Consider the following 12,867-nt stretch of genomic DNA (forward strand, 5'->3'; position numbering starts at 1 on the left):
GGCGGAGCATTTGAAGTAATCGTGAACGGACAGAAAATCTATTCGAAACTAGATACAGGCTTATTCCCGAAAAATAAAGAAGTGATTGAATTATTGGAAAAGATGTAATGTAAGGTGGCTGGAACATAACTAGCTTCAAATCATGAGAAGGGTGAATCCTGAGATACTCAAATTCACCTTTCTTTATTTTGTATTAACGCAGGATTTACGATTTTCCTCGCACAAAAAAATCGTGGGAAACATCAATTAGCCTTCAAGAGTCTACGCGATTATCGTTTTGTCTAAAAAGACCCTATTTCGCTCCAACCATCTCTCACCCTTAAGCGGAGTTTTTCCTGTTATTTTTTCATCCCGAGATTCCAACTGCAAGGGAATTTATACACTCCAAACTAGAATTAAAAAGTTGTGATCACCATCTTTTTGACCCATCCGTTTTTAAATTAAACATAATAATATTATGTTAACTAAATAATGAACACCACTCCACAACTTAGAAAATGATATAATGTCCATGTATAGAAGATAATGGAGGAATTTTCATGAAGGAGACTGTACGATATTTACCGCCGATCCATGAATTACAGAAAGATGATCGTTTTTTACGATTGATCGAAGCTTTTGGTATACAAGAAGAGTACCTTACTTCATTAATAAAAGAAACGATTGAACATACTCGAAAACAACTATTAAACGGGCAATGGGATGGACCCGTTCCAGGAAACAAAGAATTCATTGAGTCATTGTTTATTCAATTACAAGAAATACTTAATCATCAATTTCAATATACACTAAAGAAAGTGATTAATGGTACGGGCACGATCTTACACACGAACTTAGGAAGAGCACGTTTAAGTTCAAAAGCGATTGAGCATGTGATAGAAACTGCACAATCGTATTCTAATCTTGAATATAATCTTGATAAAGGGCAAAGAGGTTCACGCCATTCTCATGTAGAAGAATTGCTTAAAAATATCACTGGTGCAGAAGCTGCAATGGTGGTAAACAACAACGCGGCTGCTGTATATCTCGTTTTGCGTACGCTAGCTACAGGTAAAGAAGTTATTGTATCGCGCGGGGAACTTGTGGAAATCGGGGGTTCTTTTCGAATTTCATCAATCATGGAAGAAAGTGGAGCGACTCTAGTTGAAGTAGGAACTACAAATAAAACCCATCTTTACGATTATGAACAGGCGTTGAATGAACATACATCGATGATCATGAAAGTACATACGAGTAACTTTAAAGTCATAGGCTTTACAAAATCTTTACAAACGGAAGAATTAGCTGCATTAACAACAACGCAAGAGGATCTTATTTTTTATGAAGATTTAGGAAGTGGTGCCCTATATGATTATCAACAGCACGGGTTCGGAACAGAACCCGTTGTTGCCGAAGTGTTAAAAAAAGGTGTTGATCTCGTATCCTTCAGCGGAGACAAGCTTCTTGGCGGTCCACAAGCAGGGATAATAGTAGGAAAGAAACCTCTTATTGAGCGATTAAAGAAAAATCAACTGGCCCGCGTTGTTCGTGTCGATAAGATGACACTGGCTGCATTAGAAGGGACATTAATGGACTACTTACTCGGCGAAGAAGCGATTAAAAATATTCCTGTTGTCCGCGATTTACTTACAAATAAAGAAGAAATGAAGGAAAGATCGCTACAATTTAAGAGCAAACTTCAAAAAAGAACGGATGCATATATTGTCGATATCATCGAGGGGGAAAGTCAGGTAGGAGGAGGAACGATGCCTGAAGTAAAACTTCCAACATTTGTATTAGTTTTACAGCATCGCACATACTCTGCAGAGAAATTAGCCACTAAGTTACGGACTGAATTTTCACCATCAATCATCGTCAGAATTCAGAAGGAAGAAACGTTAATTGACCTTCGCTGTGTGACAAAAGAAGAAGAGGACATTCTTCTTGAAGCATTCGTTTCTATTTAAATAGAATGGACTGAAGCTCTGAAATAAGCGTCTCAGTCCATTTTGTTATTCCTCATTACATATCATGATGTTGATTGTTTTTTTGACGAGTGTGGTTGTGGTTTTTTACTTTTTTCGAACCGCTTAACGGTTCTGGTTGTCCTGTGTTTTCTCCCTTTGGAGAATTTCTTCGCATATCTTTTCCATCATTTTTATTCATACTGTTCATCCCTCCTAGTCATAGAATGCAGTCTTTTGACCTCATTTATTCCGAATATTTTTCGTTTAGAATGCACATTTTAACGAAAGAAACACATATTTCTTTTGAAAACTATTGTAGAAGAATGAATAGATGAAGGGAGTATACAACATTGCCATACCATAAGAACAAACAGCAAGCGTTTCAAGCAGCTCAGCAGGGAGTGAACGAAGCTCAAGAGCTTTATCATGAAATTGTAAAAGAAAGCGCAAATTACGGACATCAACTGAAGCATTTGCAGCAAGAGGTGAATGAAGCTCTTCAGCAAATTGAGAATGCTTTAGAAGTTGCATCCGAACATCAAAAATCACAATTAGAGCAGTTTCGACAAGATGTAAGTGCAATAGCAAGTGAAGTGAATCAAACAGAATTTTAAAAAGAAAAGAGTATAAGGACTTCAAGATTTGAAGTCCTTATTTTTATAATTATTGGTTCTTTTTACGTTTCTTATTATTTTGCTTCTGAGCTTGTGTCAGTGGTTCATTTGCCAATTCTTCATTATAACCAGTTCCTTTTCCTTGAGCGCTCGCTGCATTCATTCCTTCGATGATATGATCTGCTTTTCTCTTCGTCATATTTTTCACCTCCATGTTTACTTTCTCCTTCTGTCATAAAGTCATGCAATCTCTTTCAATAAACAACTTCATGCAACTTTTTATTATTTTGCGATAATAGAGATAATATATCTTCTTTTTAAAAAAATAAGAAATAAAAAAAGTATTATGACGCTTTTTACAGTGGAAATCTGAATTAAAATAAGAAAATCTTATCAAAAACGATAACTTTCTTGTTATTTACTTATGTAGAAGACTGTATTAATATAGGATTGTAGAAAAGTTCGGATGGGAGTAAATATTCAAACTTTTCAAGCGGTATATGATGAAGAGGGGGAATTCATATGTCAAAAAACGACGTTTATAGCGCTCGCAAAGCATTTGAGCTTAATGGAAAGCGTTATAACTACTATGATTTAGGCGCACTTGAGGAAGCTGGTATTGGTAACGTTACGAAACTACCATATTCGATTAAAGTTTTACTAGAATCAGTGCTACGCCAATATGATGGCCGCGTTATTACAAAAGAGCATGTTGAAAACTTAGCAAAATGGGGAACAGATGAAGTAAAAGAAGTTGATGTACCATTCAAACCTTCACGTGTCATTCTTCAAGACTTTACTGGAGTTCCTGCAGTTGTTGACCTTGCATCACTCCGTAAAGCAATGGCAGACCTTGGTGGAGATCCGGATAAAATTAATCCTGAAAAACCAGTTGATTTGGTCATTGACCACTCCGTACAGGTTGACAAATACGGTACAGCGAATGCGCTTCAAGCAAATATGGATTTAGAATTTGAACGCAATGCTGAACGTTATCAATTTTTAAGCTGGGCACAGAAAGCGTTTGATAACTACCGTGCCGTACCACCTGCAACAGGTATAGTTCACCAAGTTAACTTAGAATTTTTAGCAAATGTAGTTCATGCAGTTGAAGGTGAAAATGGTGAATTCGAAACATTCCCAGATTCATTAGTTGGTACTGATTCTCATACAACGATGATTAACGGTATCGGTGTTCTTGGATGGGGCGTTGGTGGGATTGAAGCAGAAGCAGGAATGCTTGGACAACCTTCATACTTCCCAGTTCCTGAAGTAGTAGGAGTAAAACTTACAGGTGAACTTCCAAACGGTGCAACAGCAACAGACTTAGCTTTAAAAGTAACGCAAGTACTACGTCAACACGGGGTAGTTGGAAAATTTGTTGAATTCTTCGGTGCTGGCGTTGTGTCACTACCGTTAGCTGACCGTGCAACGATCGCTAATATGGCTCCTGAATATGGGGCAACATGTGGATTCTTCCCAGTTGATACTGAGTCCCTTGACTATATGCGTTTAACTGGACGTTCTGAAGAGCAAATTCAAATTGTTGAAGCATACAGCAAAGCAACTGGATTATTCTTTGATCCAAGCTTAGAACCTGTATATACTGATGTGATTGAGATCAATCTTGCAGAGATTGAAGCGAATCTTTCTGGTCCTAAACGTCCACAAGATTTAATTCCACTTTCTCAAATGAAAGCAGAATTTAATAAAGCTTTAACTGCACCTCAAGGGAACCAAGGCTTTGGTTTAGAAGCATCTGAACTTGAAAAAGAAGTAACAGTGGAACTGGATAATGGTGAAAAGGTAACAATGAAAACAGGTGCCATTGCCATTGCTGCCATTACAAGCTGTACAAATACATCTAACCCTTATGTTCTCGTTGCCGCTGGTTTAGTAGCAAAGAAAGCAACAGAATTAGGCTTAGAAGTACCTAAATATGTCAAAACATCTTTAGCACCAGGTTCAAAGGTTGTAACAGGATATCTTCGTGATTCAGGATTACTTCAATACCTTGAGCAACTTGGCTATAACCTTGTTGGTTATGGATGTACTACATGTATCGGTAACTCAGGTCCGTTAAAACCTGAACTTGAAAAGGCCATAGCCGATAATGATTTACTAGTTACATCTGTTCTTTCAGGTAACCGTAACTTTGAAGGACGTATTCACCCATTAGTAAAAGGAAACTACTTAGCTTCACCACCATTAGTAGTTGCTTATTCAATAGCGGGAACGGTTGATATTGACCTTCAAAAGGAATCACTAGGCAAGGATAAAGATGGAAATGATGTCTTCTTCAAAGATATTTGGCCATCAACTGCTGAAGTCAATGAAGTTGTACAACGTACAGTTACACCTGAGCTCTTTAAAGCAGAATACGAAAACGTCTTTAGTGATAATGAGCGTTGGAATGAAATTAAAACAAGTAATGAACCACTATATTCATTTGATGACAGTTCAACTTATATTCAAAACCCACCATTCTTTGAAGGCTTAAAGCCTGATCCAGACGAAGTGAAGCCTTTATCCGGTTTACGTGTCGTTGGAAAGTTTGGTGATTCTGTCACAACTGACCATATTTCACCTGCTGGCGCTATCGGCAAGGACACTCCTGCCGGTAAATATCTACGTGAAAATGGGGTTGAAATTCGCGACTTTAACTCTTATGGTTCTCGTCGTGGTAACCATGAAGTTATGATGCGCGGTACATTTGCGAATATCCGTATTCGTAACCAAATCGCACCAGGTACAGAGGGTGGCTTCACTACTTACTGGCCAACTGGAGAGGTAACGTCTATCTATGATGCTTGCATGAAGTACAAAGAAGAAGGCACAGGATTGGTTGTTCTTGCTGGGAAAGATTACGGAATGGGTTCTTCTCGTGACTGGGCTGCCAAAGGTACGAACCTTCTTGGAATTAAGACCGTTATTGCGGAAAGCTTTGAACGTATTCACCGTTCTAACCTTGCGCTTATGGGCGTTCTTCCACTTCAATTTAAAGATGGGGAAAATGCTGAAGTACTTGGATTGACAGGGAATGAAGTCATCGATGTTGCTATTGATGAAAATGTAAAACCTCGTCAGCTAGTAAAAGTAACAGCTACTGATGTAGATGGTACAAAGAAAGTATTTGAAGCAATCGTCCGCTTTGATTCAGAAATCGAAATCGACTACTACCGTCATGGTGGAATTTTACCACTTGTACTTCGCGAAAAACTAGCAAATTAATAATCTATCGTTAAAAGCACTCATACTCTTTGTATGAGTGCTTTTTTATTGCCTAGGAATTCCCTCGTATAGACCGTATCGGTATGAGAAAATAACAGGAAAAATTCCGCTTAATGAGCAAGCATCACGAAAAAGAGCCGAATTAACAGGAAAAATTCCTGCTATTCTCTCAAAAAATGACAAAATAAACGATTTTGTTCTCCATAACCGGAAAATCTTCCGTTATTTTCTCTAAAAGGGACTCCATTGAAAAAATAACAGGAAAAATTCCGCTTAAGAGTGAGAGATGTTTGGATCAAATGAGATAAACTGAAGCTTTCTATTGTATATAGAGTTAGTACGTAGAGATTATTAGAATTCATCTAATTACGGAATGATAAGAGTGGGGCTAGTCAATGGAGTATGTTTATAAAAAATTAGGGATTAATAAATGTCAACCTATAAACAACTTAATTTACCTTTTACGAAATTTAAAAAAGCAACAATTTGGAATACTATGACGAATTCTAGTGGAAACAATTTTAATGATAAGTGTTCCTTTTTTATGTTTTCACAAATCCCTTACAATATTCAGCTTTTTTTCTATCTGAAAAAGGATATACTAACCATAGATTGGAATGAAAGGGGATTATTTATGGCAAAGAGAATTGCAGCAAGTCTTGTATTTCTAATTTTACTATCAGTCGGCATAAGCCATGCTATAAATGATAAAAAGATCGAAAACAATGGAAATGCTTCCGCCATCCCAGTTACCACTAATCAGGGACCTGAAATCGGTGCAACTGCGCCAGATTTTACATTATCCACTTTAGACGGCAAAAATGTACAACTTTCCAATTTAAAAGGAAAAAAAATCATGCTGAATTTTTGGACTACATGGTGTCCACCTTGTAAAGCAGAAATGCCTGATATACAAAAATTTTATACTGAAGCAGGCGATGAGATTGAAATCCTCGCTGTTAATATTGATACAAGCTATGATGTCGCAGGCTTTGTTGATGATATGAAAATTAATTTTCCCGTACTATTAGATAAAGATGGAAAAGTTATGAAGATGTATCGAATTTTAACGATTCCAACGACTTATTTCATTGATAAAAACGGGGTCATCCAAAATAAAATTATCGGTGCAATGACGGTTGAGAAGATGAGAGAGTTAACAAAAGATCTTTAACCTTAGTGTCAAACACTAAGGTTTTTTTAACCCTCAAGAATCACTTGGCATAAATTAACAATGGAGAAATTCAATCACATAAATTTTCAAAAAGTTGTAATAATTTTAATATTTAATGGAGATAATGACTGTTACAATAGTGGTAAGGAGGGTGATTTAATATGAGAAAACCAAGAAAGCGCTCTTTTTCAGAACTTGTTTCAGAAAATAAACGTCAGCTTTTACAAGATCAAGAAGCTCTCGAAAAAATTGAGCAAAGATTAGAAAAGAAACGTTTAGGACAAGCGCGTTAAAATTTATAGAACTTGCCAATTATGAATTTCTCTTTCAAGCTGATACTAAGCTTAGGAGGGATCATCATGAGCAAACATAAAAGGCATAGAAGAAATCCAGAACCTTATGCACCCAATCATATCGGTACACAATCGAGAGGATTTGGTGGCAACAAGGGTAAGCAAATGCAAGATACGTCAGGTAAGCATGCCCAAGTGATTCAAACAAAAGGTGAATAAGATAGGATAAAACTCGCCATATGGCGAGTTTTTTTATCGAGGATTATTTTACAAAATCTGGTGATATATTTTTAGATGTTGGTTGCAAACTAAATCTGTACAACAACTATTCCTAGGAGGGTTTACAATGACTCAAAATAAGCCAAAACCGGATGATCGAAGTGACAATGTAGAAAAACTACAAGAAATGGTTCATAATACGATTGAAAATATGGAGGAAGCAGAAGCTACGATGGAGTTTTCTAATGAAAAAGATCGCAGTCAAATTGCTGCCAAAAATGAAAAACGACGTGAAAGTATCGACTCTTTGCGTCAAGAAATAAAAGATGAGTTCCAAGCTCAGCATAATCAAGAATAGTTTTTTTACCCTACAATGGCCTGATCACCAATCAGGTCTATTTTTTTTGTGAAAAGGTAAAAATTTGATAAGATAAAGGGTACATAGGTTAGAAAAGAAGTGATATTAATGATGAGTCAACGTGAAGAACAACAAAAGCAATTTACAAAACTCCTTACCCAATGGCAGCAAGAAATTGCAGAAACAGGGGTTATTGCAAATGAAAAATTACTATTGGAACAAATAAAAATGTTGAATGAAGATATGGATAAGGAGAACCTTTCCACCCTATTATCTTTAGCGGCTATTTCGAGAATGAAAAAAATCAATAACGACGATTCAGTTGTACGGGCATGGATGGAGAAAGCACACGGCTTAAATCAAAAAAATGAAGAAGCGAAACAGTTTCTCGCTCAATATCAATGGAAAGCGAAAGAGGATGTCTTAACAAGTCTGCAGTTTCCAATGATTCGAGAAACAGATAATCGCCAACAAAAAAAGAAAACAGCAGAACAAATTATCGATTTATGCCAACTCTTTTTGCAGGAAAACGAAGAACATCTGGAAGAGTTACAAGATGGAGCCAAAAATGTAAAAGAACTTGGCATTCAAGAATTAATACATAAATATGATACATTGGTGGACCTTCTCGATAAAGCAATTGAAGCTGTTGTTGGTGTTAGAAAAGCGGCGGAAGAATTCGAACAAACCATTTCTGGTTCTTTTTACAATACGACTTATTTTTATGATATGAAAGCCCATCTTGAAAATATGGAAAGAATTAAAGATGAATGGAAGGAACAATTTCAAGAAGAAGAGTCAGTTGAACCACATAGTTCATTAACCGAATTAGATTCCATGATTGGTTTACATTTAGTAAAAAAGCGAGTTAAAGCGCATTATCAATTTCTTAAATATCAAAAAGCTCGAAAGAAAATGGGGTTCCAAACAAAGGATGAAATGAGTCTAAATATGATCGTAACCGGGAATCCCGGAACAGGAAAAACGACCCTAGTTCGCTTACTTGCCAATATTTATCATGAACTAGGAGTTTTGCCGCGAAAAGAGGTAATTGAAGCCGATCGCTCACAACTAGTTGGAGCATTCGTTGGACAAACAGAAGAAAACGTTAGAGCAATCGTTGAAAAAGCATTAGGGGGCATTCTCTTTATTGACGAGGCCTACAGTTTAAAAAGAGAGGGCCAAACAGGAAACGATTATGGACAAACCGCCATCGATACGCTCGTCTCCTTAATGACCGGAAAAGAATTCGGGGGAAAATTTGCAGTTGTATTAGCTGGTTATCCAGAGGAAATGAGACAATTTCTAGATGCCAATCCAGGACTTCGGAGCCGTTTTCCAAGATCAAACTTGATCGAGTTAGAGGATTATAGTGAAGACGAGTTGATCTTAATTGCCGAGAAATTTGCGCAAGAAAATGACTATGTCCTCACGGATGACGCCAAATCCGAACTTAGAAAACGCCTTGAAAAAGAACGGGTTGATGAGACATTTGGTAATGCAAGAACCGTTCGTAATCTAATACTTGATGCTATTTTTCAAAAAGGAGCAAAGACAGCGGGCCAACAAACGATCCTTGATTACACCCTATTAGAAAAAGAAGATTTTGGAAATGGCGAAGAAGAAAATTCTACCCACTCCCATATAGCATTAGACAAATTAATTGGTCTTGATGAAGTAAAAGAAGAAGTAAAGAGATTGATTTCTTTTGTGAAAATCCAGCAAATGAGAAGAGAACATAATCTGCCCGTCCTTCCATTACAACTTCATTCTGTTTTCATGGGCAATCCTGGAACGGGAAAAACTACAGTGGCGAAGATTTATGCACAGGCTTTAAAGGAATGCGGGATTTTAAAACGGGGACATTTACTCATCACAAGTCGAGCAGATTTTGTCGCTGGCTATGTAGGACAAACGGCAATTAAAACAAGGAAAAAAATACGTGAAGCTCTTGGTGGCGTCCTTTTCATCGATGAAGCTTATTCCCTTTTAAGCCATTCATCAGGAGATTTTGGAAAAGAGGTCATTGATACAATAGTTGATGAAATGACAAAACAGAATGAAAATCTTGTGATAATTCTCGCTGGTTATCCTCATGAAATGGAGCAGCTGCTGGAAAGTAATCCTGGATTAAGATCACGTTTTAAGAAGTTCTTTCATTTCCATGACTATACGGTTGCTGAGCTCATTGAAATTATGGAGCTTTACGGAGCGAACTATCAATATGCACTTTCGCTTGATGCACAAAACTATTTAAAGAATGAGTTATCGAAAATGCCCATTGATGGTAATGGGCGATTTGCCACAAATTTCATGGATGAAGTCATTCAAGCACAAGCACTAAGGTTAATAGAGTCAGGAGAAATCGAAAATGTCATGCATGAAGCAACGATGATTCAACAAATAGATGTAGAAAGATCATTAAATAAGTTGAGAAGAGGGGACTCCTGATGGAAATTGCGACAAAAGAAATAGAAGTACGCTATGCAGAAACGGATCAAATGGGTGTAGTCTATCATTCCAATTACCTTGTTTGGATGGAAGTTGGTCGTACAACATTGATTAAACAACTAGGCTTCAATTACGCTGAATTAGAACAAGAAGGTATTATCTCTCCTGTACTGGATATTCACGTCTCATACAAAAGGCCATTACGCTATGGAGAAACAGCGACAGTCAACACATGGATTGAGGAATACGATGGTTTAAAAGTGACCTATGGATATGAGATCTTTACAGAAGATGGAGAGATAGCTGTAACTGGACAATCCATCCATGTTTGTGTAAAAAAAGATAGTTTTCGTCCTATATCTATTAAAAGAAAATATCCTGATTGGCATGAAGCCTATGAGAAAGCTAAAAAAATGGATTTATGACGAAAAAAGGAGGGCACTATGGCCTTTGGAATTAAGCGGGAAGAACTACGAGCTTGGAAACGTTCGATCGATCAGGGAGAAATAGCCTTTTTAACACACTATTGGATAGATGAGCGTTTTCCAGATTGTAAAACAGTTACAAAAGTAGGCTGTCAGGATCTAAAGAAATTAGAAGAATGGGGGAAAGTTCACGGACTAAGAAAAGAATGGATCCATATACGAGAAGATGGTTATTCTCATTATGATTTGCTCGGGGAGCGAGAAAGAGAAATCCTCCTAAAAGAAAAGAAATGGACCAATCTATTAAATAAGCAACTATAAGTAAAAAGTGCGAATACCATTTCGCACTTTTTACCCTTCTTCTTCTTCAAAAAAATCGATTAACTCATCAAAATTATGAATGACTCTAATTGGAGAATCAGCACATTTTAAGTCACTTCCAAGCGGATAAAGCTCAATTTCAAAGTCTTCTTTCTCTTTCGAGTCGGAAACCTCTGTCATATATATATAATCTTTAATAAGTAAATCAGTCTTCTTCATGATTCATCACCGACCTTACTTTTCTTTTATTGTAAAAGATTTCTGGCTCTTTGGAGAATCATTTCTATGACAGTTTATTGAATTCTCATTGAAGAATTAGGCGTGCAGCTGACACTTTGCTTGTATCGGCAATTGGATACGAAAAGTAGTTCCTTCGTTTAAACGACTTGAAATTTCAATATTTCCTCCACTTTCATGAATGATTTGTTTGCAAATGGATAACCCCAGTCCTGTTCCTGACATTTTTGTAGAATAGAAGGGGGTAAAAAGCTTGTTTAACGAATCCTCACTTAATCCACACCCATTATCCTTTATACTAATCACAATCGTATTGTTCATTCGCATACTTGACAACTGGATTTTCCCTTCAATTCGACGGCTAGCTTGAATCGCCTCCATAGCGTTCTTAACCATATTCACCAATACTTGCTTTAATTGATTTTCTTCCATTCGCACTGAAGGGATATTGGCTTGAAAGCTTGTTTCTAGCTCAATATTTCTCAAATTTGCTTCTCCTTCGTAAAGGAGGGCAATATCTTTTAATAAATCATTAATATTTATTTCCTTCTGTTCGTTCAACTGTGGCTTAGCTGCATTCAAATATTGATAAAGGATTTGATTGGCACGTTCAATTTCATTCAATGCAATGTCCGCATACTGGTCTTTTTCTATTTCAATTAAATAGGGTTTAATTAATTGAATAAAACCTTTTATTGTTGTTAGTGGATTACGAATTTCATGGGCAATCCCTGCAGCAAGCTGGCCAACATTTGAGAGATAACTAGAATGAAGCTCCAATTGATTATATTTATCTTTTATTATCTTGAGCTCTTGAAGTTGAAGCTTTCCCATTCGCAGTTTTTCTCTCATTATTTTCATTTGTTTGAAGTTTTCTTTAGCACTAGATTCTAACGGATGACAAAATAAGTGGATCATATTCGATTCATGTTGTTTATGAATTCGGTAGGGGGTTGCTAAATCTTGCTGTAAGTTTAATAGAAACACTTCCGATTGATCATCTTCACTCTCATAGATGAACTGCCGAAACGTCTCTAAATCATCAGTGTCTAAAATGTCACTCATATTCACCGGAGGGGGCTGTATGTTTTTTGATGTCGCCATGACAATAAATTTTTCATCGATACAGAAATAGGGAAAAGGTAAGTTAACATATTGATTACACTCCATTTTTTATCCATCCTTCTTCCATTTAACTTTCTCTTCAATTGTTCCTATTTATCACTACAAAGTGACAATGTTGAATGAGAGAAAGTTGTTTTTTTATATGTCTATGGCGAAAAACATCAAGATATGTATGTATTTGAATCAATTTCAAAACGGTGCTTCACAAATTGAAAAACGAACGATTCTAACTCTAAACAATAATAGAATTTTTAGGTAGGGTTCGAATAATTCATGCTAGAAATGTTCGTTTTTTCATGTACCTTCATAGATTGTGAAATCGATTCATTTGCATAAAAAGTTAAAAATTAAGCGAAAATTGAAGCTTTTTGCCTATTGTTAAGACTTTCATACCATCAGTATACAAAATTTGTAGAATTTTATCAATAAAGAACGATAAATTCTCTAAGGAGAACATTCGGTGAAATAAGAGT

15 protein-coding genes are annotated in these 12,867 nt (G+C 36.5%); 11 read left to right on the forward strand and 4 right to left on the reverse strand.

All coding sequences use genetic code 11. From position 1 onward, the window contains the following. On the forward strand, nucleotides 1-108 hold a 108-nt coding region (locus BMSHG_RS29520), incomplete at its 5' end, for an Rdx family protein (RefSeq protein ID WP_019156732.1). Nucleotides 109-539: 431 nt separating this feature from the next. Then, nucleotides 540-1,946 carry an L-seryl-tRNA(Sec) selenium transferase gene (selA, locus tag BMSHG_RS22585; RefSeq protein WP_019156733.1) on the forward strand — a complete coding sequence of 469 codons (1,407 nt, stop codon included), beginning with the start codon at nucleotides 540-542 and terminating at the stop codon, nucleotides 1,944-1,946. A 55-nt stretch (nucleotides 1,947-2,001) separates the two neighbouring features. Here the strand turns inward: selA and BMSHG_RS22590 are convergent, their stop codons facing one another. Then, the gene (locus tag BMSHG_RS22590) at nucleotides 2,002-2,145 is read right to left on the reverse strand and encodes a small acid-soluble spore protein P (RefSeq protein WP_019156734.1); all 144 of its coding nucleotides are present in this window, start codon (nucleotides 2,143-2,145) and stop codon (nucleotides 2,002-2,004) included. Nucleotides 2,146-2,296: 151 nt separating this feature from the next. Between BMSHG_RS22590 and BMSHG_RS22595 the strand changes: the two genes are divergently transcribed. After that, entirely contained in the window at nucleotides 2,297-2,560 is a 264-nt protein-coding gene (locus tag BMSHG_RS22595) for a hypothetical protein (RefSeq protein WP_019156735.1), read from the forward strand. A gap of 49 nt (nucleotides 2,561-2,609) precedes the next feature. On the opposite strand, the gene sspO is transcribed toward BMSHG_RS22595, so the two are convergent. After that, on the reverse strand, nucleotides 2,610-2,759 hold the full coding sequence (sspO, locus tag BMSHG_RS22600) for a small acid-soluble spore protein O (RefSeq protein WP_026073589.1): 150 nt from the start codon (nucleotides 2,757-2,759) through the stop codon (nucleotides 2,610-2,612). Nucleotides 2,760-3,082: 323 nt separating this feature from the next. Between sspO and acnA the strand changes: the two genes are divergently transcribed. The 8 genes from acnA to BMSHG_RS22640 all read left to right on the forward strand — a co-directional run bounded on the left by acnA (nucleotide 3,083) and on the right by BMSHG_RS22640 (nucleotide 11,032). Continuing rightward, the gene (gene acnA / locus BMSHG_RS22605; protein WP_019156737.1) at nucleotides 3,083-5,791 is read left to right on the forward strand and encodes an aconitate hydratase AcnA; all 2,709 of its coding nucleotides are present in this window, start codon (nucleotides 3,083-3,085) and stop codon (nucleotides 5,789-5,791) included. A 634-nt stretch (nucleotides 5,792-6,425) separates the two neighbouring features. After that, complete coding sequence (locus BMSHG_RS22610) at nucleotides 6,426-6,965, forward strand: peroxiredoxin family protein (RefSeq protein WP_026073590.1); 540 nt, start codon at nucleotides 6,426-6,428, stop codon at nucleotides 6,963-6,965. 161 nt (nucleotides 6,966-7,126) lie between these two features. Next, entirely contained in the window at nucleotides 7,127-7,258 is a 132-nt protein-coding gene (locus tag BMSHG_RS22615) for an FbpB family small basic protein (RefSeq protein WP_019156739.1), read from the forward strand. Between the two features lie 66 nt (nucleotides 7,259-7,324). Next, the gene (locus tag BMSHG_RS22620) at nucleotides 7,325-7,477 is read left to right on the forward strand and encodes an acid-soluble spore protein N (RefSeq protein ID WP_019156740.1); all 153 of its coding nucleotides are present in this window, start codon (nucleotides 7,325-7,327) and stop codon (nucleotides 7,475-7,477) included. Between the two features lie 127 nt (nucleotides 7,478-7,604). Continuing rightward, entirely contained in the window at nucleotides 7,605-7,835 is a 231-nt protein-coding gene (tlp, locus tag BMSHG_RS22625) for a small acid-soluble spore protein Tlp (RefSeq protein ID WP_019156741.1), read from the forward strand. 108 nt (nucleotides 7,836-7,943) lie between these two features. Further along, nucleotides 7,944-10,286, forward strand: a complete 2,343-nt coding sequence (locus BMSHG_RS22630) for an AAA family ATPase (protein ID WP_019156742.1) — start codon at nucleotides 7,944-7,946, stop codon at nucleotides 10,284-10,286. After that, nucleotides 10,286-10,711: an acyl-CoA thioesterase gene (locus BMSHG_RS22635; RefSeq protein ID WP_019156743.1), complete on the forward strand. Its 426-nt coding sequence runs from the start codon at nucleotides 10,286-10,288 to the stop codon at nucleotides 10,709-10,711. The genes BMSHG_RS22630 and BMSHG_RS22635 overlap by 1 nt, the downstream gene beginning before the upstream one ends. A gap of 18 nt (nucleotides 10,712-10,729) precedes the next feature. Continuing rightward, nucleotides 10,730-11,032: a hypothetical protein gene (locus BMSHG_RS22640; RefSeq protein ID WP_019156744.1), complete on the forward strand. Its 303-nt coding sequence runs from the start codon at nucleotides 10,730-10,732 to the stop codon at nucleotides 11,030-11,032. Nucleotides 11,033-11,062: 30 nt separating this feature from the next. Here the strand turns inward: BMSHG_RS22640 and BMSHG_RS22645 are convergent, their stop codons facing one another. Both BMSHG_RS22645 and BMSHG_RS26765 read right to left on the reverse strand, forming a co-directional pair. Beyond that, nucleotides 11,063-11,251 carry a hypothetical protein gene (locus BMSHG_RS22645; RefSeq protein ID WP_019156745.1) on the reverse strand — a complete coding sequence of 63 codons (189 nt, stop codon included), beginning with the start codon at nucleotides 11,249-11,251 and terminating at the stop codon, nucleotides 11,063-11,065. A gap of 96 nt (nucleotides 11,252-11,347) precedes the next feature. Further along, nucleotides 11,348-12,439 (reverse strand): ATP-binding protein, encoded by a 1,092-nt coding sequence (locus tag BMSHG_RS26765; protein WP_019156746.1) that lies wholly within the window; start codon nucleotides 12,437-12,439, stop codon nucleotides 11,348-11,350. Between the last annotated feature and the right edge of the window lie 428 nt (nucleotides 12,440-12,867).

Origin of the sequence: Robertmurraya massiliosenegalensis JC6, from assembly GCF_000311725.1 — a bacterium.
GTDB lineage: Bacteria > Bacillota > Bacilli > Bacillales > Cytobacillaceae > Robertmurraya > Robertmurraya massiliosenegalensis.

Excerpts from the sequence above, each read along its gene's own strand:
- BMSHG_RS22640 (WP_019156744.1), top strand. The coding sequence starts at position 10,730 with ATGGCCTTTGGAATTAAGCGGGAAGAACTACGAGCTTGGAAACGTTCG.
- BMSHG_RS22610 (WP_026073590.1), top strand. The coding sequence starts at position 6,426 with ATGGCAAAGAGAATTGCAGCAAGTCTTGTATTTCTAATTTTACTATCA.
- BMSHG_RS22620 (WP_019156740.1), top strand. The coding sequence starts at position 7,325 with ATGAGCAAACATAAAAGGCATAGAAGAAATCCAGAACCTTATGCACCC.
- BMSHG_RS22615 (WP_019156739.1), top strand. The coding sequence starts at position 7,127 with ATGAGAAAACCAAGAAAGCGCTCTTTTTCAGAACTTGTTTCAGAAAAT.
- acnA (WP_019156737.1), top strand. The coding sequence starts at position 3,083 with ATGTCAAAAAACGACGTTTATAGCGCTCGCAAAGCATTTGAGCTTAAT.
- BMSHG_RS22645 (WP_019156745.1), bottom strand. The coding sequence starts at position 11,251 with ATGAAGAAGACTGATTTACTTATTAAAGATTATATATATATGACAGAG.
- BMSHG_RS22590 (WP_019156734.1), bottom strand. The coding sequence starts at position 2,145 with ATGAATAAAAATGATGGAAAAGATATGCGAAGAAATTCTCCAAAGGGA.
- sspO (WP_026073589.1), bottom strand. The coding sequence starts at position 2,759 with ATGACGAAGAGAAAAGCAGATCATATCATCGAAGGAATGAATGCAGCG.
- BMSHG_RS26765 (WP_019156746.1), bottom strand. The coding sequence starts at position 12,439 with ATGGAGTGTAATCAATATGTTAACTTACCTTTTCCCTATTTCTGTATC.
- selA (WP_019156733.1), top strand. The coding sequence starts at position 540 with ATGAAGGAGACTGTACGATATTTACCGCCGATCCATGAATTACAGAAA.
- BMSHG_RS22635 (WP_019156743.1), top strand. The coding sequence starts at position 10,286 with ATGGAAATTGCGACAAAAGAAATAGAAGTACGCTATGCAGAAACGGAT.
- tlp (WP_019156741.1), top strand. The coding sequence starts at position 7,605 with ATGACTCAAAATAAGCCAAAACCGGATGATCGAAGTGACAATGTAGAA.
- BMSHG_RS22630 (WP_019156742.1), top strand. The coding sequence starts at position 7,944 with ATGATGAGTCAACGTGAAGAACAACAAAAGCAATTTACAAAACTCCTT.